This window comes from Paenibacillus sp. J22P277 (genome assembly GCF_059383675.1).
In genome coordinates, this window is record NZ_JBXENS010000001.1 from 680,545 (window position 1) to 705,208 (window position 24,664).

The window sequence follows — 24,664 nt, forward strand, 5'->3', positions numbered from 1 at the left end:
GTCGTTAAACGCCTCCCATTTCTCCTGATTCGTACATGAGGCAGGCGAGTCCAACCATCGCAGCGGTTTCCGTGCGCAAGATTCGCTTGCCCAAGCCGACGACGATGGCGCCGGCCTCTTCTGCTTCTTCGGCTTCGCGCTCGGTGAAGCCGCCTTCCGGACCGACGACGAGCAGCAGGCGCCGTGCTTCGCCGCCCCAGCCGCCGCTATGGCGATGAGTCGCCACGGCTTCCCTCAAGCCCTTGCCGCCGCTCTCCTTCTCGTAGCAAAACAACGCCAGGTCAAACGCGGAAATCCGCGCAAGCAGCTGCTTCCACGATGCGACGGCTTCGATGTCCGGAATGATGCTCCGATGCGCCTGCTCGGCGGCTTCCTTGGCGATTTTGCCCCAACGCTCGAGCCGTTTGGCTTCTTTCTTCCCGTCGTATTGCACGATCATCCGCTGGGACTCGAAGGGCAGGAAAGCCGCAGCTCCGATTTCGGTTCCCTTCTGGATGACCAGTTCCATCTTGTCGCCTTTCGGCAGGCTTTGCGCGACCGTCACCGACCACAGCGGCTCGCCGCCGATGGGCAGCCACTCCTCGGCTTCCGCTTCCACTTTGCCCGGCGAGAGCGCCGCGATCCTGGCTTCGGCCACGCGCGAAATCCCGTCGCTGACGATGATGACGTCGCCTTGCTCCATGCGCATGACGCGCATTATGTGATGAGCATCGTCGCCCGATAGCGCGATTCTGCTTCCTTCGATCTGTTCCGGCGTTACGAAATATCGCTGCATGTCATTGAACCTTTCCCGTCAAGTCGCAGGCCGCCGTTTCGGCCTTCCGCGTGAAAACTCCAACCTACATCATACACGTTTTAGCCATGCCGCGCCAGCTGTCGTGGCATTTTTCCAGCAGTTCTACATGGGGCTATCGCGAGGAATCGTAGAAGAATTGCGCCCAATCGACTCTGTCGAATACCAATTCGCATGCGCTGATGAGCCAGGAGACGATATCCCCGGAATAGGCGAATAACGGATCCAGCGTTTCCGCGCGAAGGGCAGGAACAAACACGATCAGCAGAAAGACGAATATCCCCCAGTGCGCGTTTTGATCCATGCGAATCCGGACGTTCACCGGCACGAGATCTTGAATGATGCGATACCCGTCGAGCGGCGGAACCGGGATAAGGTTAAAGATGAAGAGCATGATATTAATCGTGATGAGATAATACAGAAAATGGACGATCGCCCTATGTACGCCGATGGAGCCCGCATCCAGCAGTCCGGCCTGGTTCAGCACGTGCACCGCCAGCACGCCGATCGCGGCCAGGATCAAATTGCTGATCGGCCCGACCGCCGACACGACGATTCCCATCAACCGGGGATGCTTGAAGCGCCCCCGGTTGACCGGCACCGGCCTTGCCCAGCCGAAGCCGGCGATCAGGATAAGCACCATGCCGAGCACGTCGACGTGCACGCGCGGGTTCAGCGTCACCCGGCCGGCGTCGTAAGCCGTCCGGTCGCCGAATTTGTATGCGGCGTAGGCATGCGCGAATTCGTGCACCGTAAAAGCAAGCATGATCACGAGAAAGATGAACGGGATATCCTTAAGCGGATACCATAACAGGTCCGACACGCTTCAGCCTCCTAATTTTACGCTATTCCGGCTTTTTCGCCACGAACGCGATCCAATCCTGGTCGCGCTGGCGGTCCACGATCGCGAAGCCCGCCGCCTCAAGACCGGCTTCCACCGCGTCTTCCTTGTTCTTGAAAATGCCGGAGGCGATGTAGGTGCCGCCGGGCTTCAACGCCGCGTATACGTCGTCGAGAAACAGCAGAATGATCTCCGCCAGAATATTGGCCACGACCAGATCGACGGGAACCGCGACGTTCAGCGGCACCGTTGCCCCGCCGTCTTCCTGGTTCTTCAGCACGCCGAGCAGATCGCTCAAATGCACTTGGATATCGCCCTGGAGATTGTTCAGCCGGCTGTTCTCCGCGGCCGACGTCACCGCGATCGGATCGAGATCGAGCGCCAGCACGCGGCGCGCGCCGAGCAGCATCGCCCCGATGGCCAGGATGCCCGAGCCCGTGCCGACGTCGATGACTTCCTCGTCGCCCTTGATGACCGACTCCAGCGTGCGCAGGCAGAGCGCGGTCGTCGGATGCGTCCCGGTTCCGAACGCCATGCCCGGATCCAGCTCGATAATGCGCTCGCCCGGCGAAGCCGCGTAGTCTTCCCATGTCGGCTTGATCGTCAGGCGGTCCGTGACGCGGATCGGCTTGAAGTATTGCTTCCAGGCGTTGGCCCAGTCTTCTTCATCGACGAGCGCTTTCACGATCGTATAATCGCCCGGATCGATGTCGAACTCGCGCAGCTCCTCGATTCTCGGCGTCAGCTCCGAGATCAGCGCGTCGACTTCGGTGCCCAGCTCGGAGAAATACCCTTTGATCACCGCTTGGCCTTCCGGAATGTCGTTCAGCGGATGCTCATACCATTGGCCGAGCGAGGTGTCCCGCGGTTTGTTTAGCGTGCCGGATTCTTCGATGGATACGCCGTCCGCATCCATTTCATGCAGGAAGTTGGAGATCATTTCAATCGCTTCTTCCGTCGTGTTGATCGTCAATTCATGCCATTTCACGTTCGAGGTCCCCCTGTATCGTCGTCTATGATTTCGACTTGCAAACCTATGACGTCTATTCTACACCAGAAGCCGCATCTGCACAAAATCGCCACGCGCCGCGGCCCTGTCAGGATTTCGACGGCATTCGGCCTGTCGTGCCGCGGCCGGACGACGGTCTCGGCGCCTAAGCGCGCTACACGCAAAAAAGGCCGGACGATCCGGTCCGCAAGGGAACCGAAACATCCGGCTTTGCCTGTCATTACAGTTCTATCGTTCCGCCGGTTTGGCGGACGAGATGGATCGCGCGCTCCACCAGCTCGTCGCCGACCGTCGCGGTCCACGACGCGCCGTCCGCGCCTTCGTCGATCCCGTCGACGCGCAGGAACCGGAGCTTTTGCCGCGCTTCCCTGGCGCGTTCCCCGTCCTCGAAAATCGCGTGAATCGTCGTCACGAAAGCCTCGTGCTCACAGCAAACGCTGCGCTTGCTGCGAAGCGTGCGCCTGCGCTCTCGCGTCCGCTTCTTCCGCGCGTTTCATCGCGACTTTGTCGGCGTCGTCCGCCTGTTCCTCCGAAAACTCCACGTCTTCGTTTTTGCCGATCGGCAGTTCGGCGAAATTTTGCTTCTCAAGGTTATTTTCGCTCATGATCATGCTCCTTCGCGTTTGGAATGGAATAAACACGAAGGTTAGCATGGACCAACGGGCGCGATCTTATGCCCCCAACGGTGCCACGCGACTTGGGATCAGTCGCCGCGGAACGCTTTCTTCATCTTCTCGAAAATCGTCTCGTGGTGCTCTTGCTGCACTTCGCCGCCGCTGCCGACGCCCGAAAATTGGCGCATCATTTCCTTCTGTTCCTCGCTCATGTTCGTCGGCGTCACGACCGTTACCTTGACGTGCTGGTCGCCTTGACCGTATCCGCGCAGGCGGGGAACGCCTTTGCCCTTCAAGCGGAAGAACGTGCCCGTCTGCGTGCCGGCGGGAATCTTCAGCTTGACCTTCTCGCTGAGCGTCGGAATCTCGATCTCGTCTCCGAGCGCCGCCTGCGCGAACGTTAGCGGCACTTCGCAGTAAATATCGTCGTTCTCCCGTTCGAAGAAATCATGCGGCTTGACGCGAATGACAATGTACAGATCGCCGGACGGTCCGCCCTTCGACCCGCCCTCGCCTTCGCCGGTCAGGCGAATTTGAGCGCCTTCGTCGACGCCCGCAGGAATTTTCACGTTGATCTTGCGGTTCTTTTTCACTTTGCCCGCGCCGTGGCAGGTCGTGCATTTTTCTTTGATGATTTTGCCGGTGCCGCTGCAATTCGAGCACGCGCGGCGATTGACCATGCGGCCGAACGGCGTATTCTGAACGACTTCCTGCTGACCGCTGCCTCGGCAGACGGTACACGTTTCCGGCTTCGTGCCCGGTTTGGCGCCGGACCCGGAACAGGTATCGCAATTTTCCGTGCGGGGGATCGTGATCTCGGTTTCTTTGCCGAATACGGCTTCCTTGAACTCGATCGTCATCGTATACTGCAAATCGTTGCCGCGCTGCGGCGCGTTCGGATCGCGCCGGCCGCCGCCTCCGCCGAAGAACATATCGAAGATATCGCCGAAGCCGCCGCCGAAGTCCGCTCCGCCGCCGCCGCCGCCGAAACCTTGGTTCGGGTCGACATGCCCGTATTGGTCGTAGGTCGCGCGTTTGCCGCCGTCGCTCAGGACGTCATAGGCTTCCTTGACTTCCTTGAACTTGGCTTCCGCGTCCGCTTCCTTGTTCACGTCCGGATGGTATTGGCGCGCCATCTTCCGGTACGCCTTCTTGATCTCGTCCTCGTCCGCGCTTTTCCCAACGCCGAGCACCTCGTAATAATCCCGCTTATTGGCCAAAATCCGTCACCCCGTCTCCTATTTACGCTGGTTTCTCTCTCCGACTGCAAACGGATAAGAAGAAACGGGCTGCCGCCGTCTTGCATGGCGCAGCAAGTTTCTTCCCTGAACCTTATAGCTATGACGATGCGTTAATCCATTACATCCTATAAGGTCGAAAAACGGCTGCGCCGTCCGAATTTTCAAGGACGGCGCACCGTTTACGCAAAACCAACCGCATGCATATCGTTGCAGAGCTTATTTCTTGTCGTCGACAACCTCGTAGTCGGCATCGACTACGTTGTCTTTGCCGCCTTGCGCGCCGCCCGCTTCGGGACCTGCGCCTTCGCTGGCCGCTTGCGCCTGCTCATACAGCTTCACGGACAGCTGTTGGATGATTTCCGTCAGCTCCTGCGCGGCCGTATTGATTTGCTCCACGTCGTCGGTCGCGAGGGCCGCGGTTACTTTTTCTTTCGCCGCGTTCGCTTTGTCGATCTCGGAGGCATCGACTTTGTCGCCGAGGTCCTTGATCGTTTTGTCCACGGAGTAGACCAGTTGATCCGCGCTGTTCTTCGCTTCGACCAGCTCGCGGCGCTTGCGGTCTTCTTCCGCGTTCAGCTCGGCATCTTTCATCATACGATCGATTTCTTCATCCGACAAGCCGCCGGAGGACGTAATCGTGATTTTTTGGCTCTTGCCCGTGCCTTTATCGAGGGCGGAGACGTTGACGATGCCGTTCGCGTCGATGTCGAAGGTGACCTCGATTTGCGGTACGCCGCGCGGCGCCAGCGGGATATCGCCCAGCGTGAAGCGGCCCAGCGTTTTGTTGCCGGCGGCCATTTGACGCTCGCCTTGCAGCACGTGGATCTCTACGCTCGGCTGATTGTCCGCGTACGTCGAGTACACTTGCGATTTGCTCGTCGGGATCGTCGTGTTGCGGTCGATCATCTTGGTGAACACGCCGCCCGCCGTTTCGATGCCGAGGGACAACGGCGTAACGTCGAGCAATACGACGTCCTTGACGTCGCCCGTCAATACGCCCGCTTGAACGGCCGCGCCGAGGGCGACGACTTCGTCCGGGTTCACGCCTTTATGCGGATCTTTGCCGATCAGCTTCTTGACCGCTTCTTGTACGGCAGGGATTCGCGTGGAACCGCCGACCAGCACGACCTTGTCGATCTCGCTCGGGGAAATGCCGGAGTCGCTGAGCGCTTGGCGCGTCGGGCCGAGCGTACGTTCGACGAGCGGCGCGGACAGCTCTTCGAATTTGGCGCGGGTCAGGCTAAGTTCCAAATGCTGAGGCACGCCGTCAGCCATCGTGATGAACGGAAGGGAGATCGTCGACGTCAATACGCCGGACAGTTCCTTCTTCGCTTTCTCGGCCGCGTCCTTCAACCGTTGAACGGCCGCTTTGTCCTTGGAAAGATCGACGCCTTGTTCTTTCTTGAATTCCGACACGAGGTAGTCGATGATCACTTGGTCGAAGTCGTCGCCGCCGAGACGGTTGTCGCCGCTCGTCGCTTTAACTTCGAAGAAGCCGTCGCCGAGCTCGAGGATCGATACGTCGAACGTACCGCCGCCAAGGTCATAGACGAGGATCGTTTGGTCTTCGGATTTCTCCAGGCCGTAAGCCAGCGCCGCAGCCGTAGGCTCGTTGACGATACGGAGAACTTCGAGACCGGCGATTTTACCGGCATCCTTCGTCGCTTGACGCTGGCTGTCATTGAAGTAAGCCGGAACCGTGATAACGGCTTGCGTGACCGTTTGGCCCAGGTACGCTTCGGCGTCGGATTTCAGCTTCTGCAGGATGATCGCGGAAATTTCTTGCGGCGAGTAGTCCTTGCCGTCGATGACTTCCTTGTGGTTCGTGCCCATATGGCGCTTGATCGAGATGATCGTGCGGTCCGGGTTCGTGATGGCTTGGCGTTTCGCCGATTCGCCGACGATGCGCTCGCCGTCTTTCTTGAAGCCGACGACCGAAGGCGTCGTGCGGTTGCCCTCCGGATTCGGGATGACGACGGCTTCGCCGCCCTCCATTACCGCTACGCAAGAGTTGGTTGTTCCAAGGTCGATACCGATTACTTTACTCATAAGTAGAAATCCTCCTTCTGATCTGGAAATGAATATAGGCAGCCAAACGTTAACCGCTGACTTTCACCATGGCGGGACGCAGCACTTTATCCTTCAGCATGAAACCTTTTTGAATTTCTTCGACGACGATGCCCTCTTCGTGCTCATCGGACTCCACCGTCATGATCGCCTGGTGGAAATCGGGGTTGAACGGCTGGCCGACGGCCTCCATCGGCTTCAAGCCTTCGGCTTCCAGAACGCCCTCGAATTGGCGGAAGATCATATCCACGCCTTTGGAGAACGATTCTACGTCGCCGCCGGCTTTCGCGGCTTCGATCGCGCGGCCGAAGTTGTCGACGACGGGCAGCAGCTGGCCGATCAGCTTCAAGGAAGCGTACTGCGCAAGCTCGTCCTTCTCCTTCATCGTGCGGCGGCGGAAGTTATCGAAGTCCGCCTGGGCGCGCAGGTAGCGCTGTTGATTCTCGTCGGCGAGTTTCAACAGCCCGGCGTAGCGGCCGTCCTCATCCGTGCCTTCCGGAACGTCGACTTCAAGGGCAGGCTCCTCGGTTACCGTTTCCTGTTCCTCGTTAGAAGCGCCGTCCATCTCTTGCTTATGTTCCTCATCTGTATGCTGTTCATTCACAGACACGCGATTTGACACCTCCTGAAAATAATGAGCATCACTTGTACCAGCGGCCAAGCAGCACGGCCATGTCCTTCGACAAAATATCCAGCAGGCTGATGACTTTCCCGTAATCCATCCGCGTCGGTCCAAGTATGCCGATCGTGCCCAGCGACTTGCCCTCGACGGAATACGTCGCCGTAATAAGGCTGCAGTTGTTGATGGCTTCATGCGTATTCTCGGTCCCGATCCGGACCTGAATGCCGCTTGGAAGCGCGCTGAACATCTGCATGATCGTGGGCGTTTCTTCCAACAGATCAAGAAGCGTCTTCACTTTGTCGACATCCTTGAATTCCGGCTGCGTGAGCATGTTCGTCGTTCCGCTCATGAAGACGCGGTGATCGTTGTCGCTCGCGAGCGTCTGATCCAGGATGCCGAGCAGCCGTTCGAATTGATCCGCGTAGCGGCCAAGCTCCTGGCCGACCTCCGAGTACAATTTCGATTTGAGGCGAACAAGCGGAACGCCGATCAGCTTGGCATTCAAAATGTTCACCGCCTGCTGCATCTCTTCCATGCTCATTTCCTGCGGGATGGAGATGGTCCGGTTCTCGACGTGCCCGGTATTCGTGACGATGATCGCCACGGCCGTGTCCTCGCTCAGCGGCACCAGCTGAAAATGCTTGAGGGACGTCGTGAACGTCTCCGGTCCGAGCACGATGCTCGTATAATTCGTCATGTTCGACAGAATCATCGCGGCATGCTGGATGATTTGTTCCATTTGATTCATTTTCTCGGTAAAAAACGAGCGGACGAACAGTAAATCCTGTTCATTGACTTCGCCAAGCTTGACGAGATGGTCGACGTAATACCGGTAGCCTTTGATCGAAGGAATCCGACCCGCCGAAGTATGGGGTTGTTCCAAGAAGCCGAGCTCCTCCAAATCAGCCATTTCGTTGCGGATCGTCGCCGGACTAAAGCCGACGTCGCTTCGTTTCGAAATGCTGCGTGAACCGATTGGCTCCGCCGAGCGGATATAATCGTCGATGATGACATTCAAAATCATTCGCTGCCGATCAGATAGCATCGCAGTCCCTCCATATTCATAAGATCGAATCCGCTCCGTTTCGGGGCGAACCGTTAAAGCCGTTCCTTCCGCCTTCGTTAGCACTCGATAGCGTTGAGTGCTAATCATTACTACAAAAATACCAAACCCCCTTGGCTATTGTCAAGTCGGTTCGGCATTTTCGGCGCGCCTATTTCAGTGCTGCCCCGCTGCTTGGAATACGCCGCCTATTCCAGGAAAACGGCGTGCATTTCATTCCATAAACCGTATCGCGCGCGCTGAAACGTCCGCTCAGTTCAGCGTCTTCAACACCGCGATCTCGTCGCAGGCATGCTGCTTGGGACAGTTGACGCAGTCCGTCCACACCTTCTCGGGGAAAATTTCCTTGTTGACGACAGTGAACCCGTTCTTCTCGAAGAACTGCACTTCGTACGTCAACGCCATGACTTTCGGAACATGCTGCTCTTTGGCTTCGACGATCAGCTGATCGACCAGCTTGCTGCCGATGCCGAGCCCCTTATAGCCGTCCGAGATGCCGAGCGAGCGGATCTCCACGAGATCGGTCCCGAGTCTCGTCAACGAGCCGCAGCCGACGACCGCGTTCTCGACTTCGGCGACGACGAACGAATCGATCTGGCGTTTCAGCGCTTCGCGCGATCGCGGCAGCATAATTCCTTTCTCAGCGTAACCGGCTATCAAATCCGCCAACGTATCGATATCGTTCTCGGTCGCTTTTCTGCATACCGCTTCCATCGCGCTCGCCCTCCACCCGCTCGAATTCGTGATTTCCCAACTTTCAATACGAATAAATATACAACAACGTGCATTTCTACACAAGACCTATTTGTCCTGCGGAACACTGGCGGATCAGCTTATGAACGCGCCGAATACTTCGTTGCCCAAGGGGATGCCCTTCCGGGACAAACGGTAGCCGCCGACCGCGTCCGCGACCTCGATCAAACCCAGCTTCAGCAGCCGTTCCAGCGGCTCGCCGAATACGTCCTCGATCGTCCTGCCCGGGAACTGGCGGGCAAAATCGTCCCCGCTCACGCCCCGCAGCATGCGAAGGCCGACCATCATGAAATCTTCCATCGCCTCTTCTTCCGAGACGGCGTTCGTCTCCAGGCGCGGCAGACGCGCCGCCGCGGCGTCCAGATACGGCTGAATGCCCTTGATGTTGACGTGGCGCTCGCCCCGCGCATATCCGTGCGCGCCCGCGCCAAGACCGTAGTACGGTTCGTTGCGCCAATAAGTGATGTTGTGCCTGCTTTCGAATCCGGGCTTGGCGAAATTGCTGATCTCGTAGTGGCTGTATCCCGCGCCCGTCAGCCGGTCGATCAGCAGCATGTACATGGCCAGCTCGTCCTCTTCCGGAGGCAGCGGCAGCTCGTTGCGCTCGTATAGCGCATGAAACAGCGTATTCTCCTCGACCTTCAGTCCGTAAAGCGAGTAATGCGGCAAGTCCAGCGCGAGCGCTTTGGCGACGCTGTCCGAAAGCTGCTCGACCGACTGGCCCGGCAACCCGAACATCAGATCGATGGACAGGTTATGGACGCCGGCCGTTCGCGCGTTCTCGATGCTTCGGTACACGTCGTCGACGTTATGAATGCGTCCGATGCGCTCCAGCAGCCCGTTATCGAACGATTGCACGCCGAAGCTGATCCGGTTGACGCCGCCCGCGCGCATCGCCTGCAGCTTGTCGAGATCCGTCGTGCCCGGATTGGCTTCCATCGTAAACTCGGCGTCGGGATGGATGGGGAAATGCCGCTTCACCGAAGACAGGAACCGCTCCATCTGCGGCGGCGTCAGCACCGTCGGCGTTCCGCCGCCGACGAACACCGTCCGGATCTCCTCCGGCGGCAGCGCCTCGGCGGTCATGACCATCTCCCGCTCCAACGCGTCCAGATAAGCATCCACCGGCTGACCCTTCAAGACGTAAGACGTAAAGTCGCAGTAATGGCACTTGTTCGTGCAGAAAGGGATATGAATATAAAGCGCCCTCGGCGCGTGAGTTAACATTGCGTATGACCTCCAGGGTCTTGCTAGAATTTCAAAATCAGCGGGGGCAATAGACATGCACTGCCTCTAATATGCCGCCCAAATAAAGAAAAGGGAGCGAGGATGCTCCCTTAAAACTGCTGCGTTTAGGCGGCCGAAAAGCCGGCAAGGAGATGGAGCAACGAAGTGGTCGCCTTTGCAGCCGTATTTCAATCTTATACGAATCGTTCAAGAAATCCGGGTGCAACAGCGAGCGTAATCCCTTGCCGGCCGCAGGCCTATCCTATAACGCATAGCGGGTTTTAATCCTCGTCGATTTTCAGAACCGCCATGAACGCTTCCTGCGGCACCTCGACGCTGCCGACCTGCTTCATCCGCTTCTTGCCTTCCTTTTGCTTGTCGAGCAGCTTCCGTTTCCGGCTGATGTCGCCGCCGTAGCATTTGGCAAGGACGTTTTTGCGCATCGCTTTGACCGTCTCGCGCGAGATAACCTTGTTGCCGATGGAAGCCTGAATGGGAACCTCGAACATCTGGCGCGGGATCAGGTCCTTGAGCTTCTCGCAAATGATCCGTCCGCGGTTGTAGGCGCGGTCGCGGTGAACGATGACGGACAAGGCGTCGACCTGCTCGTTATTGAGCATGATGTCCATCTTGACCAGCTTCGATTGACGGTAGCCGGATACTTCATAGTCGAAGGACGCGTAGCCCTTCGTGCTGGATTTCAGCTGATCGAAGAAATCGTACACGATCTCCGACAGCGGCATGTCGTACGTGATCGTGACGCGGTTCGTGTCCAGGTATTCCATGTTGACGAACTCGCCGCGCTTGTTCTGGCAAAGCTCCATGATGGCGCCGACGTAGTCGTTCGGCACGATGATGGCCGCCTTCACGAACGGCTCTTCGACGTATTCGATCTTGCCGACCTCCGGATAGTTGGACGGGTTGTCGATCTCGATCACGTCGCCGTTGGTCAGCGTCACGCGGTAGATAACGCTCGGCGCGGTCGTGATGAGCGGAATGTTGAATTCGCGCTCGATCCGCTCCTGGATGATCTCCATGTGCAGCAGGCCGAGAAAGCCGCAGCGATAGCCGAAGCCGAGCGCCGTCGACGATTCCGCTTCGTAGCGAAGCGACGCGTCGTTCAACTCCAGCTTCTCCAGCGCGTCGCGCAGATCGTTGTAATCCTGCGTCTCGATCGGGTACAAGCCGCAGAAGACCATCGGATTGATCTTGCGATAGCCCGGCAGCGCTTCGGTCGCCGGCTTTTTCGCGTCCGTGATCGTATCCCCGACGCGCGTGTCCTTCACGTTCTTGATGCCCGCTACGACGAAGCCGACGTCGCCGACGGCAAGCTCGTCCACGATGCCCATGCGCGGCATGAAGGCGCCGACTTCGATGACTTCGAATTCCGCCGCGGTGGCCATGAAGCGAATCTTCTTGCCGGCTTTGATGCTGCCGTCCATGACGCGCACGTAGACGATAACGCCTTTGTACGGGTCGTAGTGCGAGTCGAAGATCAGCGCCTTGAGCGGCTGGTCCGGATCGCCGGTCGGCGCCGGCACCTTCGTCACGACCTGCTCCAGGATTTCCTTGATGCCGATGCCCGCTTTCGCGGAAGCATGCACCGCTTCGCTGGCGTCGAGACCGATAACGTCCTCGATCTCCTGCTTCACGCGCTCCGGCTCCGCGCTCGGCAGATCGATTTTGTTCAGCACCGGGATGATCTCGAGATTATTGTCGAGCGCCAGGTATACGTTCGCGAGCGTCTGCGCTTCGATGCCCTGCGCCGCATCGACGACGAGCAGCGCGCCCTCGCAAGCCGCGAGGCTGCGGGATACCTCGTATGTAAAGTCGACGTGTCCCGGCGTATCGATAAGATTCAAAATATATTCCTCGCCGTTATCGGCCTTGTAACCGAGACGTACCGCTTGCAGCTTTATCGTAATGCCGCGTTCGCGTTCCAAATCCATCTGGTCGAGCACCTGCTCCTGCATCTCCCGGGAGGACAATGCGCCGGTAAATTCAAGGATCCGGTCGGCCAGCGTCGATTTCCCATGATCGATATGGGCAATGATGGAGAAGTTCCTGATTCGTTTCTGTCTTTCGCGTACGTCCATGCTTAACCCCCAGAGGTACCTAATTACTGATCATCATTGTATTATACCAGTTCGGGCAAGCACCATCAATCCGTTACCTTCTCGAAAAACGAGACGACCATGCGAATTCCCTTCGACGAGATGGATTGCAGCGCGCCGGCCGTGCCGTCCGCGACCTGATTGACCGTCGATTGGCTCTGCATATCGGGTAATCCCGGCAGCCGTTTGGCCAGCTCCTCCTGCAGCTTACGCTCGTACTCGCGCCGGATGTCGTCTTCCGTGCGGCCATGCTGCGCGTCCTCTACGGTCATCTGCCCCGCAGAAGACGCGTAAACATTTTCGGGCAGGCGATCGATCGGCTGCTGCAGTTGCATCGTTGACGCATTGTCCTCCACCGGGCCGTAGATGCGTTCGATCCCGCTCGTCGCGGTATCGATGCCGAACAGGACGATCAGCGCGACCGCTCCTCCGACGAAAGCCGTTTTCAATGTGTGACGACGCATGGGCAGTTCCTCCTTATATTGGCGGACCGAATCGATTCATCCCCTGTTCGGTTTCCGCCTGCGGTTATGGGCTTTGCTATGATTTTGTCGTTGCTCCCGGCGCCGATACTTTCTCGTCCTTCCAGTAAAGGTCGGCGATCACCTTCGCCAGCGCGTCGACCGTGCGGTACGATTCCGCGAGCGTGTTGTCGACGCCGCCAATCTCGATCAGCACGCTGTCCGCCGCGAGCGATTGGTTGTATTCGCCGTTTCCGTTGGCCGTCGTCTTGCCCCAAATGCCGCGCGAGAGGCCGGGATACTTCCGCTCGAGCTCGTCGTGAATCTCGCTTGCGAACGCTTCGTTCTTCTTCCAGTCCGGGTTGCCGTGGCCGATGATGAAGAATACCTGCGCGTAGTCCTGGCCGCCGATGGTCGCCGTCGTCTCCTTGCGATGCTGCGAATCGCGGTGAATATCGAAGAAGAATTTCAAATCCTTGTTGTCCGCCATCGCCGTCAGCACCGACTGCTTCGAATATTTATAGGATAGGAGCCAATTGTAATTTTTAACCGCGGTCGGGTAATCCGTCGCGGAATGCAGCGATCCGACGCCCAATTTATCCAATTGATTGGCCAGGCGCGTCCCGAGCAGCGTAATGTTCCGGGTCGAGGATTCCGCCGTCTTCTTGCTCTTGACCTCCGGAAACCATGACTCCCGCGCATGGGAATGATAGATGAACACCACGTTCCGCCCGCCGGTCGTCGGCTTGGACGGATCCGCCGGAACCGGCGCGTCGCCGGATGCGTCCCCGGGCGTACCCGCCGCTTCCCCGTCATCGACGGTTCCGACATCGCCGGGATCATGATCCGGCCTGTCGGCGTCGTTCAGCCCGTCAGGCGCGTCCGTACCCTCGCCGATGATGCCGCCGTTACCGTCGTCGCTGCCCGTGACGGTCTCATGGTCTTCCGGACCGACCGACGCGTCCGTGCCGGAGCCGCCTTGCAGCAGCGTCGTCTTCTCTCCGTCGAGTCCGGGGTATTGGCTGGCGAGCAAGCTCTTGGGATCGTCGGGATTGATATCCGTCAGCAGCCGCACGAGAAAACTGCCGATCTGATGGCCGGAGATGGAAGGCTCCACGTCCGCCTTGGCCGTTCCGGGCATCTCCATTGCCAGCATATCCGCGAACAAACCGCTTGAAACCGAAGCAGCGAAGCCTTTCATGGACGCGACCGGCGATGTCGAGGCGCGCTGCTGCACGATCACGCCGATTCCGACGACGAGGACAAGGACCATCGATCCTAATGACAGCAAGGCGAAGGTGCGGCCGGCAATGAGCAGTTGCCTGAGCCGCAGGCTGCTTCTGCCGATGTTCAGCGTCATTATGATTCGTTTCATTGTTGTTCCTCCCAGTTCCATTTTCGAGATCTTCGCCCGATTTCAGGCCTGATTCCATCTTATGAAGACAGGCCGTTTGCTAGAACCGAAAGTTTAGTAGAGCGCTAGATTCGCTTGCTAGACCGCTAGATTGATAGAATCGCCCGTTTCGGCAAGCGACGCAAAAAGCCCCCTCGGCCCGGGGCCGAAGGGACTGACGCAGGCTTGAAATCCTCGCCGTCAATGCGTATAGGCGGCTACGTTGCTCTTATCGACGGCTTCGTGAAGCGCCGCGTTCAAGCCGCTCGCGACGATGTTCGCGATGTCTTCGATGAATTGATCGATTTCCTTCGGCGTGACGAGCAAATCGTGGCCGAGCGGCCCGAGCGCCTCGCGCACCAGCTGGAGCCGTTCGTTCTCGTCGATCGAGTCCAGCAGTCCCATGAAGCCGTCCGCCGTCTGGCCCGCGTGCTTCTTGAGATGATCCCGCATGAGATCGATGCTGTTGCTGACGATCGTGGATGCGTACAACACCGTCGGAACGCCGATGGCGATAACGGGCACGCCGAGGATGTCTTTCGTCAAGCCGCGGCGTTTATTGCCGATGCCGGATCCGGGGTGGATGCCCGTGTCCGCGATCTGGATCGTCGTGTTGACCCGTTCCAGCGCCTTCGATGCGAGGGCGTCGATCGCGATGATCACGTCGGGCTTCGAGCGGTCGACGATGCCCTGCACGATATCGCTCGATTCGATGCCCGTAATGCCGAGCACGCCCGGCGCGATCGCGCTAACGTTCCGATAGCCGGGAGCGACTTCGTTCGGCATCAGTTCGAAAAAATGCCGGGTCACGAGCGCGTTCTCCACGACGATCGGTCCGAGCGCATCCGGGGTCACGTTCCAGTTGCCGAGGCCGACGATCAATACGTTCGCCGTCTTGCCGATGCCGACCCGCTCGAGAAAGGCGGCGAATTCCTGCGCCAGCTTGGTCGCGACGCGATCCTGCAGGCCGGTATCCTGCTTGCGCAGCTCGGGCACCTCGAAAGTGACGTAATGACCCATCACTTTCCCCATGACGCGCGAGCCCTCCTCGGTCGTCACGTCCAGGCGGGTAATCTTGATGCCGTCTTCGTCCGAGACGTCGGACAAGACGCCGGGAATCGGACCGTTTCCGGCGGACTCCGCCATTTCCTTCGCTTCCAGCGCCAAGTCGATTCCGACGTTAAATCGTTCCAGGTCCAGGTCTGTCATGTAATAAGGGCGCTCCTTCCATGGTCGAATGGCTTTAGTGTGCGGAAGCCGGACATGAATTATGCGGTCACACGCAGGCGCGGATGCGGATAACGAGCGGCAAACGCTATTGCATTTTGACCCTGCCCATGGTACACTGTGTCAAGTTGTGTTTGTTACAAAGGGTTTTCCCTTTTTACAGGAGGTGAATGCAATGCCAAACATTAAATCCGCAGTAAAACGCGTGAAAACGATCGAGAAACGTCGCGCGCTGAACGCTTCTCAGAAATCCGCGCTCCGCACGGCCGTTAAAGCTGCCGATCTCGCTGTCGTCGCGACGGATGTGGAAGCTGCCAAAGCAGCTTTGATCACCGCTACGAAAAAGCTGGATAAAGCCGCAACGAAAGGCCTGATCCATAAAAATGCAGCTGCCCGCAAAAAGTCGCGTCTGGCTAAAAAGCTGAACGCACTTAGCGCTCAAGCCTAAACCAACGATAAAAGTCCTGCCTTTTCGCCTCGGCGAAAGAGCAGGACTTTTTTATTGCGCATCTCCGGCTATCCGATACAGACAAGACACGCGAGCTATACGGCAAGCGACAGCAGAAACAGTTCCAGGCCGAGCGTTTTGTCCACGCGTCCCGTCTTCATCCCGAAATCCAGGTCCGCCAGCTTGCTCAGATGGCGTCCGAGCGTCTGGGCGGTGAAGCGCTTCGCTTTCTCGGCCGCCAGCTTGACGGCATACGGATGCAGGCCGATCTGGCCGGCCATCTGCTGCTGCGAATAATTATGCTGCTCCAGCTCCTTCACCTGCAGCATGATCCGGAACTGACGCGCGATCAACGCCGCGATCTTGATCGGCTCTTCCCGGCGCAGCAGGAGCTCGGCGTACAGCTTGAGCGCCTTCTCGACATTCAGCGACGCCATCGCATCGATCAACGCGAAAACGTCCTCCTCGACCGTCGACGCGATCAGCGTCTCGACGTCCCCGCTCGCGATCTCGCCGCCGCTGCCGGCGTGCAGGCAGAGCTTGTCGACTTCGTGCGCCAGCTGCTGCATGTTCGTACCCGTGCGCGCGAGCAGCAGCTGCGCGGCCTCGCGTCCCATTTTCCGCCCCTGCTCTTCGGCGCGCTTTATCGTCCATTGCAGCAGCTCGTTCTCCTGCAGCTCCTGAAAAGCGATCATCGCGTCCTGCTCTTTCAGGAGCTTGACGACTTTGCGCCGTTCGTCCAATTTCTCCGCCATGACCTGAAACACGATCACGCTGCTCTCGCAGGGCTGCTTCAAGTACGCGATCAGCGAATCGGTGCCATGCTCCAGCTTGCCCTCTTTGCCCTGGGCGGCCGCAAGCACGGACACGTCCCGAATCAGCACGAGTTTGCGCGAAGCGAAGAACGGCATCGTATCGGCTTCCGCCACCGCCTCCTCGATCGGCGTCTCGGACGTGTCGTATTTCACGATGCCAAGCTCCCGTTCGTCCTCCGGCAGCAGCTTGTCCGTCAGCGCCTCGACGAATTGGCGCATCCGGTAACGGTCCTTCCCGTACAGCACGTATACGGGCCTGAACTGTCCCGCCTTCCATTCCTTCGCGGCATCCTTCAGCTCCATCCGCTGTTCCCCCCTCAAAACCGACAATCTTACGATAGCGCCATTCCGCCGAAAACGCAACAAAGGGATGCGGCACCTGCGCCTCATCCCCTTGTCCCCGAACATCTATATAAACATTCGACAGCGGCGGTCCATGGTACCGGCTGCGAATGGTCATACGACGTCAAGGCTTTCTCGATCGTCCCATGACTGTTCCTTCTCTTCAACATACGCGAATATCACGTCATGTGTGCATGGGCAATGTCATTAATTGCTAGATTGTACCTGTTCCGTCCCCGCGATCGGATCGACGACGAACGATTTCTTCGTCCCGTCCGCATCCACGGCCGTATACGTGAGCTGTTTGCTGTCGTCCGACCACTTCAAATCGGCAATCCCCGTGCGTTTGGTCGCGCTCGTGTATTTCAATTCGCTGTCGCTGACGGTATAGACGCTCACCGTATCGCCGTCCACGATAAACGCCTGATACAGTTTATCCGGCGAGATCGGCGAAGCCATGACCTGCGGCGCGAGGCTGCCGATCTTCTGCTCGTTGCCCGGTCCCGGGACGTTCTCCTGGCCGGCATCCGCCGGCGCATTGCCCGCGCCGCCCGTTTGCCCGCCGTCCGCGGAACTGGATCCGTCGGAGCTATCGGACGCCGGGGCGTTGCCGCCGTCGGAACCGCCGGAATCGGAGGTCGCGTAGTTCGGAGAGTTCGCCTGGTCGCCTGCGGCCGCATCGCCGTCCTGTCCGCCGGACGTTATCGGAGGCATCGCTTCGCCGTTCGGATCGACGCTGCGGTTTACCTCCGTCTTCAGCGTCATGTTCTGCTGCACGGAGGCCTTATTGTTCGCCGCTCCCTCGTCGTGCGCGGCCGAGCTGTTGTTCTCCTTCGCGGCGCTGGCATCGGAAGAGGAATCCGCGCTGTCTCCCGAATTCGTCCTGGCTGCGTCCATCACAGACGAGTCGGCGGAACCCGTATCGGCCGCCATACCGCTGTCGTTGCCGTCACGCAGCGAATGCATGCTATTGTTGCTCAAGAAGAACATGCCGATAATCACGCCCGCGGCCACCGTTCCGCCGATCGCGGACAGCGGCAGCCACCGCCGCCAATTGCCGCCCGGCTTCTGCACCCGCCGCGGAGGGTTCGTCCCTTCGCCGGCAACGACGATGCGCGGCTGTTCGAGCGACGCTTCGGCCGCTGCTTGAATCTCCGCCAGCTTCGGCAATATCGCGTCCACCAAGCTGTAGCTCGGCGCGACTCTCGGCAAGCTTTCCAATCCTGAAGAGAGCAGCTTCAACCGCTCGAACATAGCCGCGCAGTCGGAGCAATGCCGCGTATGATTCATCAAGATTTCGGTTTCCCGTTCATCCAGGTCTCCGTCAAGCTGTCTTTGCATATAGTCCATCACCTCTTGACAATTCATCCTCGGACACCTCCTCTCTGGTAGTCATGCAGGTATGTTTGAAGTTGCTGCCTGGCCCGGAATAAGTATGATTTGACGGTATTGAGCGGCAAATCGAGCGAATCCGCGATCTCGTTGTACGAGAAGTCCTGCAGGTACCGAAGCACGACGACCGCCCTGTGGTGCTCGGGAAGCTTGTCGATCGCCTTGCGGATATCCTGCGAAGTATAAGCGGACATCACTTCTTCCTCGACGGAATGCTGGTCCTGGAAGACCAAGTCATGCTCGTCGATGGATACGGTCGGCTTGTTGCGCCGGAACTTATCGATGCAAATATTCGTGACGATCCGCTGGACCCACGTCTTGAATTGAGCCTTCTCCTCGTAAGTGCCGATCTTGGTATAAATGCGGATAAGCGCTTCTTGGGCGGCATCCATCGCGTCCTGCTCGTTATTGACGATATAATAGGCCGTGCGGTAAACATGATTCTCGATCTGGCGCAACAGTGTAATAAGAGCTTCGCCATCGCCGGCTTGCGCGGCTTTGATCAGGCCTGGCTCTACCACGGAGGATCCCCCCTCTTGCAACATTACAGACGCGGATGGCCCGCCTTATGTTGCATCGTATATGAACAAATTTTTTAAGAAAATTTTGGGTAACCCGAACCCCGGAAAGAAAATACGCAGTACATCAAAAGAATAGCAGAAAACAAAAGGACCGTACACCCTGCCAGAGAATTTCCAGCAAGCGGTACGGTCCTAGTTCGGTCCCTCATGCGGCGTTAATACTGGGCGTTCAAATCGACGATGTTCCTGCCGGGAGCGCCATGCTCGCGGTAATGGACCAAGTTATCGAGCACGATTTCCAAAGCGCGCTCCGTATAATGGCCGGTATTGCCGGATTCGTGAGGCGTCAGAATGACGTTGTCCAGCCCCCACAGCGGATGGTCTTCCGGCAACGGCTCCTGCTCGAACACGTCGAGTCCGGCGCCGGCGATGCCGCCGTTCCGGAGCGCGTCGATCAAGGCGGCCGTGTCCGTCGTGGCGCCTCTTCCGATATTGATATAGTAGGCCGTCGGCTTCATCGCTTCGAACTGGGCTTTGCCGATCAAAGCCCGCGTCTCGCTCGTATGCGGCAGACAGTTGACGATATAATCGCTCTTCGCCAGCACGTCGTCCAGCCGGTCGATGCCGTACATCTCGTCGACATGCTCGGCGGGCTCCCCCGACCTGCGAATCCCGAGCACCTTCATGCCGAACGCTTTGGCGATCTTCGCCGTTTCCAGTCCGATCGCGCCCGCGCCGAGGATCGCGATCGTCTTGCCGTGCGCTTCTCCGAGCTTGGGCGAAGGCTGCCACTTGCCCGCGAGCTGACTGCGAATCGCGCGGTGAACGCCCCGGGTAAGGGACAGGAGCATGGCGAAGATCGACTCGGATATTTGAAACGGGTGCACGCCCGAGGCGTTCGTCACGACGATGCCGAGTTCTTTCACCCGTTCAAGCGGAAGATGATCGACGCCGGCCCCCAAATTTTGCAGCCATTTCAACGCGATCCCGTCCGCGAACAGCGTCTTCTTGACGTCCCGGTTCCACCCGAGGATGATTTCGGCGGACTTCAACTGCGCCCGCGCCTCCTCCTCGCCCAGCCCGACGACCGATACAAACGAAAAGTCCGGAAGCGCCGCTTGGATCGCCGCGGCCTGATCCGGATCGAAAGCATGAACGGATACGATCTTCCCCATATGCAAGGCTCCTCCTCCCTAATTGCCTCAAACATTACCATCTGACGCCGGTTGTGTCAAACGCTCCGGAAGCGGTTATCTTATTAACAGGTCAACCGACTGCGAGGATTGCCGGATGCGGACTTCGATAATAACGAAGGATCATATTAGGCGGGAGGGTCTCACGATGATGCTGACGAAAGAGCAGTGGAGCAGGCAATGGGTGGACGATCAGCTGGACTTGTACAACTTTGCGGCGGCGCTCGGGGATACGGCTTGGCAGACGGAGATCGCGGAGGCGCTCTGCCGGCAGGAATCCGCCTACGACGATAAGATCCGCGAATGGACGAAAGAACAGCTGTGGCTGCAGTTCAATACCATCAATTACAAAATGATGGAGCTGTTCACGCTGATGCGGCAGAGCGGCAACTCGGAGGAAGAGTCCGCTATCCGGGATCTGATCTGGCAGCTAAAGCAGCAGCGCATGGATCTGGCCAAACAGATCAAGGAGCTGTGTTGAACGAACGGCAAGAAGGCCCTTTTTCGCCCGCGGCGGAAAAGGGCCTTTCGCATGCCAAGGCTCAGTCGACGATTAATTTGCCGACCATGTTCGCATGGCCCGAACCGCAGACGATCGAGCAATTATACGGATGCTCGCCCGTCTTGTCGGCGGTAAAGGTCGCGGTGCCGTTGTTCTCCTTGATGTCGACGCCGAAGTCCGGAATCGTGAAGCCGTGCATGCCGGCTTCGTCCACCAACGTGATCGTCACTTTATCTCCCTGCTTAACGTGGATCTCGGTCTGGTCGAATTTGAAGTTGGTCGCTTTGACGGTAATCGCCTGGTTGCCGCCGCCGGAGCTTGCCCCCGTATTGGCTCCGTTGTTCGTCCCCGTATTCGCGCCGCCGTTATTCGCTCCGTTGTTCGCGTTGTCCGACTTGCCGCAGCCGCTTGCGGCCAACGCGGCCGCGCACAGCAGCACTGCCGCGAGCGCGGCGGTTCTCCATCTGTTGGTCATCTTCAACACTCCTTATTTGGCTTGTTCCAATTCCTGGACGGGCTGCTTCTCTTCGGGTGCGTCGTCGATTATGATGCCCTTCGTGGAGTTGCGGAATTCACGAAGCGTATCGCCGAACGCGCGGCCGAGCTGGGGCAATTTGGCCGGGCCGAACACGATCAGCGCGATGGCCAGGATGATGATCAAGCCGGAAATGCCGACATTGTTGAACATGGAAAAAACCTCCTTTCCGATCAAATTTTAGCGCGGTCATTGCAAGATCGGTTTCAGCCCTTGTTTTTCTCTTCTTCTGAAATACCGCATGCTGACGAAAGCGCTGATCTCGAACAACAGGATCAGCGGCAGCGTCACCGACAGATGCGATACGAAGTCCGGCGGCGATATGAGCGAGCCGAGGACGGCTAGGCCCACGTACGCGTATTTGCGCACCTGCTTCAGCTTCCCCGGCGACAACAGGCCGATGCGGGTGAGCAGCAGCATGACCAAGGGCATCTCGAACGCGATTCCCATCGGCAGCAGGAAGCTGACGAGAAACGAGACGTAATGCTGGATGCCGTACACCTCGTTCGCCCCGATGGAGCGGTTGAGCTTGATCATGAACGAGATCATCATCGGCAGCGCCACGGTATACCCGAACAGTACCCCCGACACGAACAAGGCGAACGACAGCGGCACGTAGAGCAGCGTGCTCTTGGCTTCCGCGTCCGTCATGCCCGGCCTCGCGAACGCCCATAATTGGTAGATAAACACCGGCAGCGAAAGCAGCAGGCCTACCATAAGCGCGCATTTCATGTAGACGGCGATCCCGTCGGACAACGCGAATACGCTCCACTCCACGCGCACGGATCCGAGATGCGTCTTCACGAAATGCAGCAGGCGCGGAGAGACGTACAGACCGGCGGCGAGCGACAGGACGAACCAGATCGACGCGATGATGAGCCGCTTGCGCAGCTCCGTCAGATGCAAGACGAGATCATGGTCCGCCGACAGCTTGCCGCTTTCCCCGGCGCTCATACCAGCGAACCCGGTTTGGCGATATACTTGGCGATGCCTTCGGCCGTCCGATAGGCGAGCGCCCCGACGGTCGCCGTCGGATTGAACCCGCTGTTATGCGAGAAGGCCGAAGCTCCGCAGATGAACACGTTCTCCGCATCCCACATTTGCAGGTAGTTATTGACGACCGAGGTCTTGGGATCGCTGCCCATGATCGTGCCGCCCGTGTTATGGGTGGACTGGTACGGGACGATGTTGTACTGCTTGATGGAATCGTGGATCTCCGTCTTCGTCCCGCCCATGCCGTCGGCGATTTCCTTCGTTTTGCCGGCGATGTAGGTAACCAGCTCGCGATCCTGATCCTCGAAATCGAACGTCAGGCGGATAAGCGGCTGTCCGAGCGCGTCCTTGTATTCCGGGTCCAGGTCCAGATAGTGGTGCCGGTAAGGCATGCTGGAGCCCTGCGCGGCGACGGTAAGCACGCGGTTGGCGTAATGCAGCGTCTGTTTCTTGAATTCGGCTCCCCATTTGGCCGTCCCCATCGGAGCGGGCTGGGACTGGATCGGCCGCAGTCCCGTCTGCGTGAAGCGAATGTTCGCGCCGTGGAGGAATTTCAGATCGGCATGGTCGAAATTGTCCCCGTTGTAGTCGTCGAGGCTGCTTCCGAGCGCCCCAGCCCCCATCGCCATATTGAATTCGCGGTCCTCGTACATGACGTTCGTGCTGGCGCCGTTCACCTGGTAGGCGTAATTGCGTCCCACCGCTCCGGTATCCGTCTTGGGATCGTACGGCTTGCCGAGCTTGGACATCAGCAGCAGCCGAACATTGGAGAACAGGTAGCTCGAGAGGATAACGATATCCGCCGGTTGAATGTACTCCTCGCCCGTCGGCGTGTTCACGTAGCGGACGCCCGTCGCTTTCTTGCCGTCGTGAAGAATCTCGGTCACGTTGGAATGCGTGCGCAGATCGAGCTTGCCCGACTTCTGGGCAACCGGCAGCACGGTCACGACAGGGTCGGACTTCGCCCCGTACTCGCAGCCGAAGCGCTCGCAGTAGCCGCAGTATTGGCAGGCGGCCCGTTCGATGCCGTCCGGGTTCTTGTACAGCTCGGTCAAGTTCGCGGACGGAATGACGTAAGGATGGTAGCCGAGCTTCTTGGCCGAATCCTCGAACAGCTTCATGGCGGGGGTCTTCTTCATGGGTCCGACGGGAAACGGCTTGGACATTTTCCCGACATTGGGTTGGGGAGTCGGTTCGCCGCCGATGCCGGCCATCTGCTCGAATTTCACGTAATACGGCTCAAGCTGATCGTACGTGATGCCCCAGTCGCGAATCGCCATGCCTTCGGGAATTTTTTTGGCGCCGTAGCGCTCGATGGTTTTGCTTCTGATCTCGAAATCGTACGGCAGGAACCGGTAGTATTGCCCGTTCCAGTGCACGCCCGCGCCGCCAAGCCCGTCGCCGAGAAGAAACGAGCCATAGCTTCGCATCGGCAAAGCCCGCTGCTTTTCCGAATTCCGGAAGGTAACGGTTTCTTTCGAAAGGTCCTGCATCAATTCGTAGCGGGAAGCATACCGCAGCTCGTCGTGCACGTGAAAGTAATCCTGCGTGTTGCGGCTTTTGCCCCGCTCCAGCCCGACCACGGAATGGCCGGCTTTCGTCAATTCCGCGGCGATGATGCCGCCTACCCAGCCCATGCCGACGATGACGATCGGTACTTTGGGAAGCTTCGTTGCCATGTCAGTTCGCTCCTTTGCCCTTTCTTAGCCGATTTCCAGATGGTCGCTTAAGCTGAGCGGCTCCATCTTGACGAATTCGTCCTTCTCGATGTCGTTGGTATAGCTCATCTGATTTCCCGGGAAATTGCGCATGCGCCAGCCGCCCATGTTTTTGTTCCCGCCGTACAACGGATCCGCATACACGCCTTCGATCGTGAGGTTCAGAAAATACGAGAAGAACGTCGACGCCGGCACGCCCTTCAAATTGACCGCATCCTTCTCGAAATCGCCCAGCACCTTGTCCTGGTCCTCCGGCGCCAGATCGGGGAAAGCCTTCTGCAGCTTGTCGTTGCTGTACGCATTCAGCGCGTCCAAGCCGAGCGCGATGAGCTCCCGGCGTTTGAACGAAAGCTGATAGCCCTGCGTCGCCTCCGATTTGTAAAACGGCGGAGACATATATTCGCGTCCGTTCAAACCGTAGGAGCTCGCCATCTGATGATCGATGAAGAACGCCACGCCAAGCTCCTTCGCGCCAGGCCCCGAATCGTCCTTGGGGTAGATCCGCTCGGCTGCCGCTTCCGCCGCCAGGAACTGGTCCTGATTGAAGAACATCAACGCTTGGTTGAAGTCCCGTTCGGCCGTTTGGGCCGGCTTGCCCGTATCGGGCTGCGCCGGAGGCGTTTCCTCCGTCTTGCCGTTCTTGCCGTTCGCTCCGATAAGGCCGCCGATGACTCCGCCCACGACGACGCCGCCGATCGCGGTTCCCGAGTACTTCAGAAATTTCCTGCGCGATTCGTCGCGCGGCTGCTGCGGCGGTTCTTTCTTGTTGTCTGCCATATC

At 58.6% G+C, this 24,664-nt stretch carries 26 protein-coding genes; 2 read left to right on the forward strand and 24 right to left on the reverse strand.

All coding sequences use genetic code 11. The features are described 5' to 3' along the window. Nucleotides 1-4: 4 nt before the first annotated feature. The 15 genes from AC50YL_RS03540 to gpr all read right to left on the reverse strand — a co-directional run bounded on the left by AC50YL_RS03540 (nucleotide 5) and on the right by gpr (nucleotide 15,407). Nucleotides 5-775, reverse strand: coding sequence for an RsmE family RNA methyltransferase (locus AC50YL_RS03540; protein WP_494829334.1), 771 nt, complete (start codon nucleotides 773-775; stop codon nucleotides 5-7). A 133-nt stretch (nucleotides 776-908) separates the two neighbouring features. Beyond that, nucleotides 909-1,616 (reverse strand): site-2 protease family protein, encoded by a 708-nt coding sequence (locus AC50YL_RS03545; protein WP_494829336.1) that lies wholly within the window; start codon nucleotides 1,614-1,616, stop codon nucleotides 909-911. 22 nt (nucleotides 1,617-1,638) lie between these two features. Further along, the gene (gene prmA / locus AC50YL_RS03550) at nucleotides 1,639-2,622 is read right to left on the reverse strand and encodes a 50S ribosomal protein L11 methyltransferase (protein ID WP_494829337.1); all 984 of its coding nucleotides are present in this window, start codon (nucleotides 2,620-2,622) and stop codon (nucleotides 1,639-1,641) included. 241 nt (nucleotides 2,623-2,863) lie between these two features. Further along, nucleotides 2,864-3,055 (reverse strand): hypothetical protein, encoded by a 192-nt coding sequence (locus AC50YL_RS03555; RefSeq protein WP_494829338.1) that lies wholly within the window; start codon nucleotides 3,053-3,055, stop codon nucleotides 2,864-2,866. A 13-nt stretch (nucleotides 3,056-3,068) separates the two neighbouring features. Beyond that, nucleotides 3,069-3,248, reverse strand: a complete 180-nt coding sequence (locus tag AC50YL_RS03560; RefSeq protein ID WP_494829340.1) for a YfhD family protein — start codon at nucleotides 3,246-3,248, stop codon at nucleotides 3,069-3,071. 98 nt (nucleotides 3,249-3,346) lie between these two features. After that, nucleotides 3,347-4,477, reverse strand: coding sequence for a molecular chaperone DnaJ (gene dnaJ, locus AC50YL_RS03565; RefSeq protein WP_494829342.1), 1,131 nt, complete (start codon nucleotides 4,475-4,477; stop codon nucleotides 3,347-3,349). A 237-nt stretch (nucleotides 4,478-4,714) separates the two neighbouring features. Beyond that, nucleotides 4,715-6,547, reverse strand: coding sequence for a molecular chaperone DnaK (gene dnaK, locus AC50YL_RS03570; protein WP_494829344.1), 1,833 nt, complete (start codon nucleotides 6,545-6,547; stop codon nucleotides 4,715-4,717). A gap of 49 nt (nucleotides 6,548-6,596) precedes the next feature. Further along, the gene (grpE, locus tag AC50YL_RS03575; protein WP_494829790.1) at nucleotides 6,597-7,169 is read right to left on the reverse strand and encodes a nucleotide exchange factor GrpE; all 573 of its coding nucleotides are present in this window, start codon (nucleotides 7,167-7,169) and stop codon (nucleotides 6,597-6,599) included. Nucleotides 7,170-7,206: 37 nt separating this feature from the next. Then, nucleotides 7,207-8,232, reverse strand: a complete 1,026-nt coding sequence (gene hrcA / locus AC50YL_RS03580) for a heat-inducible transcriptional repressor HrcA (protein ID WP_494829346.1) — start codon at nucleotides 8,230-8,232, stop codon at nucleotides 7,207-7,209. A gap of 270 nt (nucleotides 8,233-8,502) precedes the next feature. Further along, nucleotides 8,503-8,964, reverse strand: coding sequence for an N-acetyltransferase (locus AC50YL_RS03585; protein ID WP_494829347.1), 462 nt, complete (start codon nucleotides 8,962-8,964; stop codon nucleotides 8,503-8,505). Between the two features lie 114 nt (nucleotides 8,965-9,078). Beyond that, the gene (gene hemW, locus AC50YL_RS03590) at nucleotides 9,079-10,230 is read right to left on the reverse strand and encodes a radical SAM family heme chaperone HemW (RefSeq protein ID WP_494829349.1); all 1,152 of its coding nucleotides are present in this window, start codon (nucleotides 10,228-10,230) and stop codon (nucleotides 9,079-9,081) included. 281 nt (nucleotides 10,231-10,511) lie between these two features. Then, nucleotides 10,512-12,326, reverse strand: a complete 1,815-nt coding sequence (lepA, locus tag AC50YL_RS03595) for a translation elongation factor 4 (protein ID WP_494829351.1) — start codon at nucleotides 12,324-12,326, stop codon at nucleotides 10,512-10,514. Nucleotides 12,327-12,391: 65 nt separating this feature from the next. Next, on the reverse strand, nucleotides 12,392-12,808 hold the full coding sequence (locus AC50YL_RS03600) for a DUF3679 domain-containing protein (RefSeq protein ID WP_494829352.1): 417 nt from the start codon (nucleotides 12,806-12,808) through the stop codon (nucleotides 12,392-12,394). Between the two features lie 76 nt (nucleotides 12,809-12,884). Continuing rightward, complete coding sequence (spoIIP, locus tag AC50YL_RS03605; protein WP_494829353.1) at nucleotides 12,885-14,180, reverse strand: stage II sporulation protein P; 1,296 nt, start codon at nucleotides 14,178-14,180, stop codon at nucleotides 12,885-12,887. Between the two features lie 219 nt (nucleotides 14,181-14,399). After that, nucleotides 14,400-15,407 carry a GPR endopeptidase gene (gpr, locus tag AC50YL_RS03610; RefSeq protein ID WP_494829354.1) on the reverse strand — a complete coding sequence of 336 codons (1,008 nt, stop codon included), beginning with the start codon at nucleotides 15,405-15,407 and terminating at the stop codon, nucleotides 14,400-14,402. Nucleotides 15,408-15,600: 193 nt separating this feature from the next. On the opposite strand from gpr, the gene rpsT reads away from it, so the two are divergent. Further along, entirely contained in the window at nucleotides 15,601-15,873 is a 273-nt protein-coding gene (rpsT, locus tag AC50YL_RS03615) for a 30S ribosomal protein S20 (RefSeq protein ID WP_161741118.1), read from the forward strand. Nucleotides 15,874-15,968: 95 nt separating this feature from the next. Here the strand turns inward: rpsT and holA are convergent, their stop codons facing one another. The 4 genes from holA to AC50YL_RS03635 form a co-directional block, all read right to left on the reverse strand. After that, nucleotides 15,969-16,991, reverse strand: coding sequence for a DNA polymerase III subunit delta (gene holA / locus AC50YL_RS03620; protein ID WP_494829355.1), 1,023 nt, complete (start codon nucleotides 16,989-16,991; stop codon nucleotides 15,969-15,971). A gap of 246 nt (nucleotides 16,992-17,237) precedes the next feature. Next, a complete protein-coding gene (locus tag AC50YL_RS03625) occupies nucleotides 17,238-18,398 on the reverse strand; it encodes an anti-sigma factor family protein (RefSeq protein WP_494829356.1) in 1,161 nt (386 codons plus the stop codon). Then, nucleotides 18,395-18,943 carry an RNA polymerase sigma factor gene (locus AC50YL_RS03630; protein ID WP_494829357.1) on the reverse strand — a complete coding sequence of 183 codons (549 nt, stop codon included), beginning with the start codon at nucleotides 18,941-18,943 and terminating at the stop codon, nucleotides 18,395-18,397. The genes AC50YL_RS03625 and AC50YL_RS03630 overlap by 4 nt, the downstream gene beginning before the upstream one ends. 215 nt (nucleotides 18,944-19,158) lie before the next feature. Further along, complete coding sequence (locus tag AC50YL_RS03635) at nucleotides 19,159-20,118, reverse strand: D-2-hydroxyacid dehydrogenase (protein ID WP_494829358.1); 960 nt, start codon at nucleotides 20,116-20,118, stop codon at nucleotides 19,159-19,161. 166 nt (nucleotides 20,119-20,284) lie between these two features. Here AC50YL_RS03635 and AC50YL_RS03640 point away from each other — a divergent pair, with 166 nt between their 5' ends. Beyond that, nucleotides 20,285-20,617, forward strand: a complete 333-nt coding sequence (locus tag AC50YL_RS03640) for a hypothetical protein (RefSeq protein ID WP_494829359.1) — start codon at nucleotides 20,285-20,287, stop codon at nucleotides 20,615-20,617. A 61-nt stretch (nucleotides 20,618-20,678) separates the two neighbouring features. On the opposite strand, the gene AC50YL_RS03645 is transcribed toward AC50YL_RS03640, so the two are convergent. From AC50YL_RS03645 to AC50YL_RS03665, 5 genes are read right to left on the reverse strand one after another with little or no spacing between them, the layout of a single operon-like run. Then, on the reverse strand, nucleotides 20,679-21,113 hold the full coding sequence (locus AC50YL_RS03645) for a cupredoxin domain-containing protein (RefSeq protein ID WP_494829361.1): 435 nt from the start codon (nucleotides 21,111-21,113) through the stop codon (nucleotides 20,679-20,681). Between the two features lie 12 nt (nucleotides 21,114-21,125). Continuing rightward, nucleotides 21,126-21,326 carry a twin-arginine translocase TatA/TatE family subunit gene (locus tag AC50YL_RS03650; RefSeq protein WP_161741132.1) on the reverse strand — a complete coding sequence of 67 codons (201 nt, stop codon included), beginning with the start codon at nucleotides 21,324-21,326 and terminating at the stop codon, nucleotides 21,126-21,128. Between the two features lie 36 nt (nucleotides 21,327-21,362). After that, on the reverse strand, nucleotides 21,363-22,127 hold the full coding sequence (tatC, locus tag AC50YL_RS03655) for a twin-arginine translocase subunit TatC (protein ID WP_494829363.1): 765 nt from the start codon (nucleotides 22,125-22,127) through the stop codon (nucleotides 21,363-21,365). After that, nucleotides 22,124-23,845 carry a GMC family oxidoreductase gene (locus AC50YL_RS03660; RefSeq protein ID WP_494829365.1) on the reverse strand — a complete coding sequence of 574 codons (1,722 nt, stop codon included), beginning with the start codon at nucleotides 23,843-23,845 and terminating at the stop codon, nucleotides 22,124-22,126. The genes tatC and AC50YL_RS03660 overlap by 4 nt, the downstream gene beginning before the upstream one ends. A gap of 24 nt (nucleotides 23,846-23,869) precedes the next feature. Further along, complete coding sequence (locus tag AC50YL_RS03665; protein WP_494829367.1) at nucleotides 23,870-24,661, reverse strand: gluconate 2-dehydrogenase subunit 3 family protein; 792 nt, start codon at nucleotides 24,659-24,661, stop codon at nucleotides 23,870-23,872. Between the last annotated feature and the right edge of the window lie 3 nt (nucleotides 24,662-24,664).

Excerpts from the sequence above, each read along its gene's own strand:
- AC50YL_RS03540 (WP_494829334.1), bottom strand. The coding sequence starts at position 775 with ATGCAGCGATATTTCGTAACGCCGGAACAGATCGAAGGAAGCAGAATC.
- AC50YL_RS03560 (WP_494829340.1), bottom strand. The coding sequence starts at position 3,248 with ATGAGCGAAAATAACCTTGAGAAGCAAAATTTCGCCGAACTGCCGATC.
- dnaK (WP_494829344.1), bottom strand. The coding sequence starts at position 6,547 with ATGAGTAAAGTAATCGGTATCGACCTTGGAACAACCAACTCTTGCGTA.
- hrcA (WP_494829346.1), bottom strand. The coding sequence starts at position 8,232 with ATGCTATCTGATCGGCAGCGAATGATTTTGAATGTCATCATCGACGAT.
- AC50YL_RS03585 (WP_494829347.1), bottom strand. The coding sequence starts at position 8,964 with ATGGAAGCGGTATGCAGAAAAGCGACCGAGAACGATATCGATACGTTG.
- hemW (WP_494829349.1), bottom strand. The coding sequence starts at position 10,230 with ATGTTAACTCACGCGCCGAGGGCGCTTTATATTCATATCCCTTTCTGC.
- lepA (WP_494829351.1), bottom strand. The coding sequence starts at position 12,326 with ATGGACGTACGCGAAAGACAGAAACGAATCAGGAACTTCTCCATCATT.
- AC50YL_RS03600 (WP_494829352.1), bottom strand. The coding sequence starts at position 12,808 with ATGCGTCGTCACACATTGAAAACGGCTTTCGTCGGAGGAGCGGTCGCG.
- spoIIP (WP_494829353.1), bottom strand. The coding sequence starts at position 14,180 with ATGAAACGAATCATAATGACGCTGAACATCGGCAGAAGCAGCCTGCGG.
- gpr (WP_494829354.1), bottom strand. The coding sequence starts at position 15,407 with ATGACAGACCTGGACCTGGAACGATTTAACGTCGGAATCGACTTGGCG.
- rpsT (WP_161741118.1), top strand. The coding sequence starts at position 15,601 with ATGCCAAACATTAAATCCGCAGTAAAACGCGTGAAAACGATCGAGAAA.
- holA (WP_494829355.1), bottom strand. The coding sequence starts at position 16,991 with ATGGAGCTGAAGGATGCCGCGAAGGAATGGAAGGCGGGACAGTTCAGG.
- AC50YL_RS03625 (WP_494829356.1), bottom strand. The coding sequence starts at position 18,398 with ATGAATTGTCAAGAGGTGATGGACTATATGCAAAGACAGCTTGACGGA.
- AC50YL_RS03635 (WP_494829358.1), bottom strand. The coding sequence starts at position 20,118 with ATGGGGAAGATCGTATCCGTTCATGCTTTCGATCCGGATCAGGCCGCG.
- AC50YL_RS03640 (WP_494829359.1), top strand. The coding sequence starts at position 20,285 with ATGATGCTGACGAAAGAGCAGTGGAGCAGGCAATGGGTGGACGATCAG.
- AC50YL_RS03645 (WP_494829361.1), bottom strand. The coding sequence starts at position 21,113 with ATGACCAACAGATGGAGAACCGCCGCGCTCGCGGCAGTGCTGCTGTGC.
- AC50YL_RS03650 (WP_161741132.1), bottom strand. The coding sequence starts at position 21,326 with ATGTTCAACAATGTCGGCATTTCCGGCTTGATCATCATCCTGGCCATC.
- tatC (WP_494829363.1), bottom strand. The coding sequence starts at position 22,127 with ATGAGCGCCGGGGAAAGCGGCAAGCTGTCGGCGGACCATGATCTCGTC.
- AC50YL_RS03660 (WP_494829365.1), bottom strand. The coding sequence starts at position 23,845 with ATGGCAACGAAGCTTCCCAAAGTACCGATCGTCATCGTCGGCATGGGC.
- AC50YL_RS03665 (WP_494829367.1), bottom strand. The coding sequence starts at position 24,661 with ATGGCAGACAACAAGAAAGAACCGCCGCAGCAGCCGCGCGACGAATCG.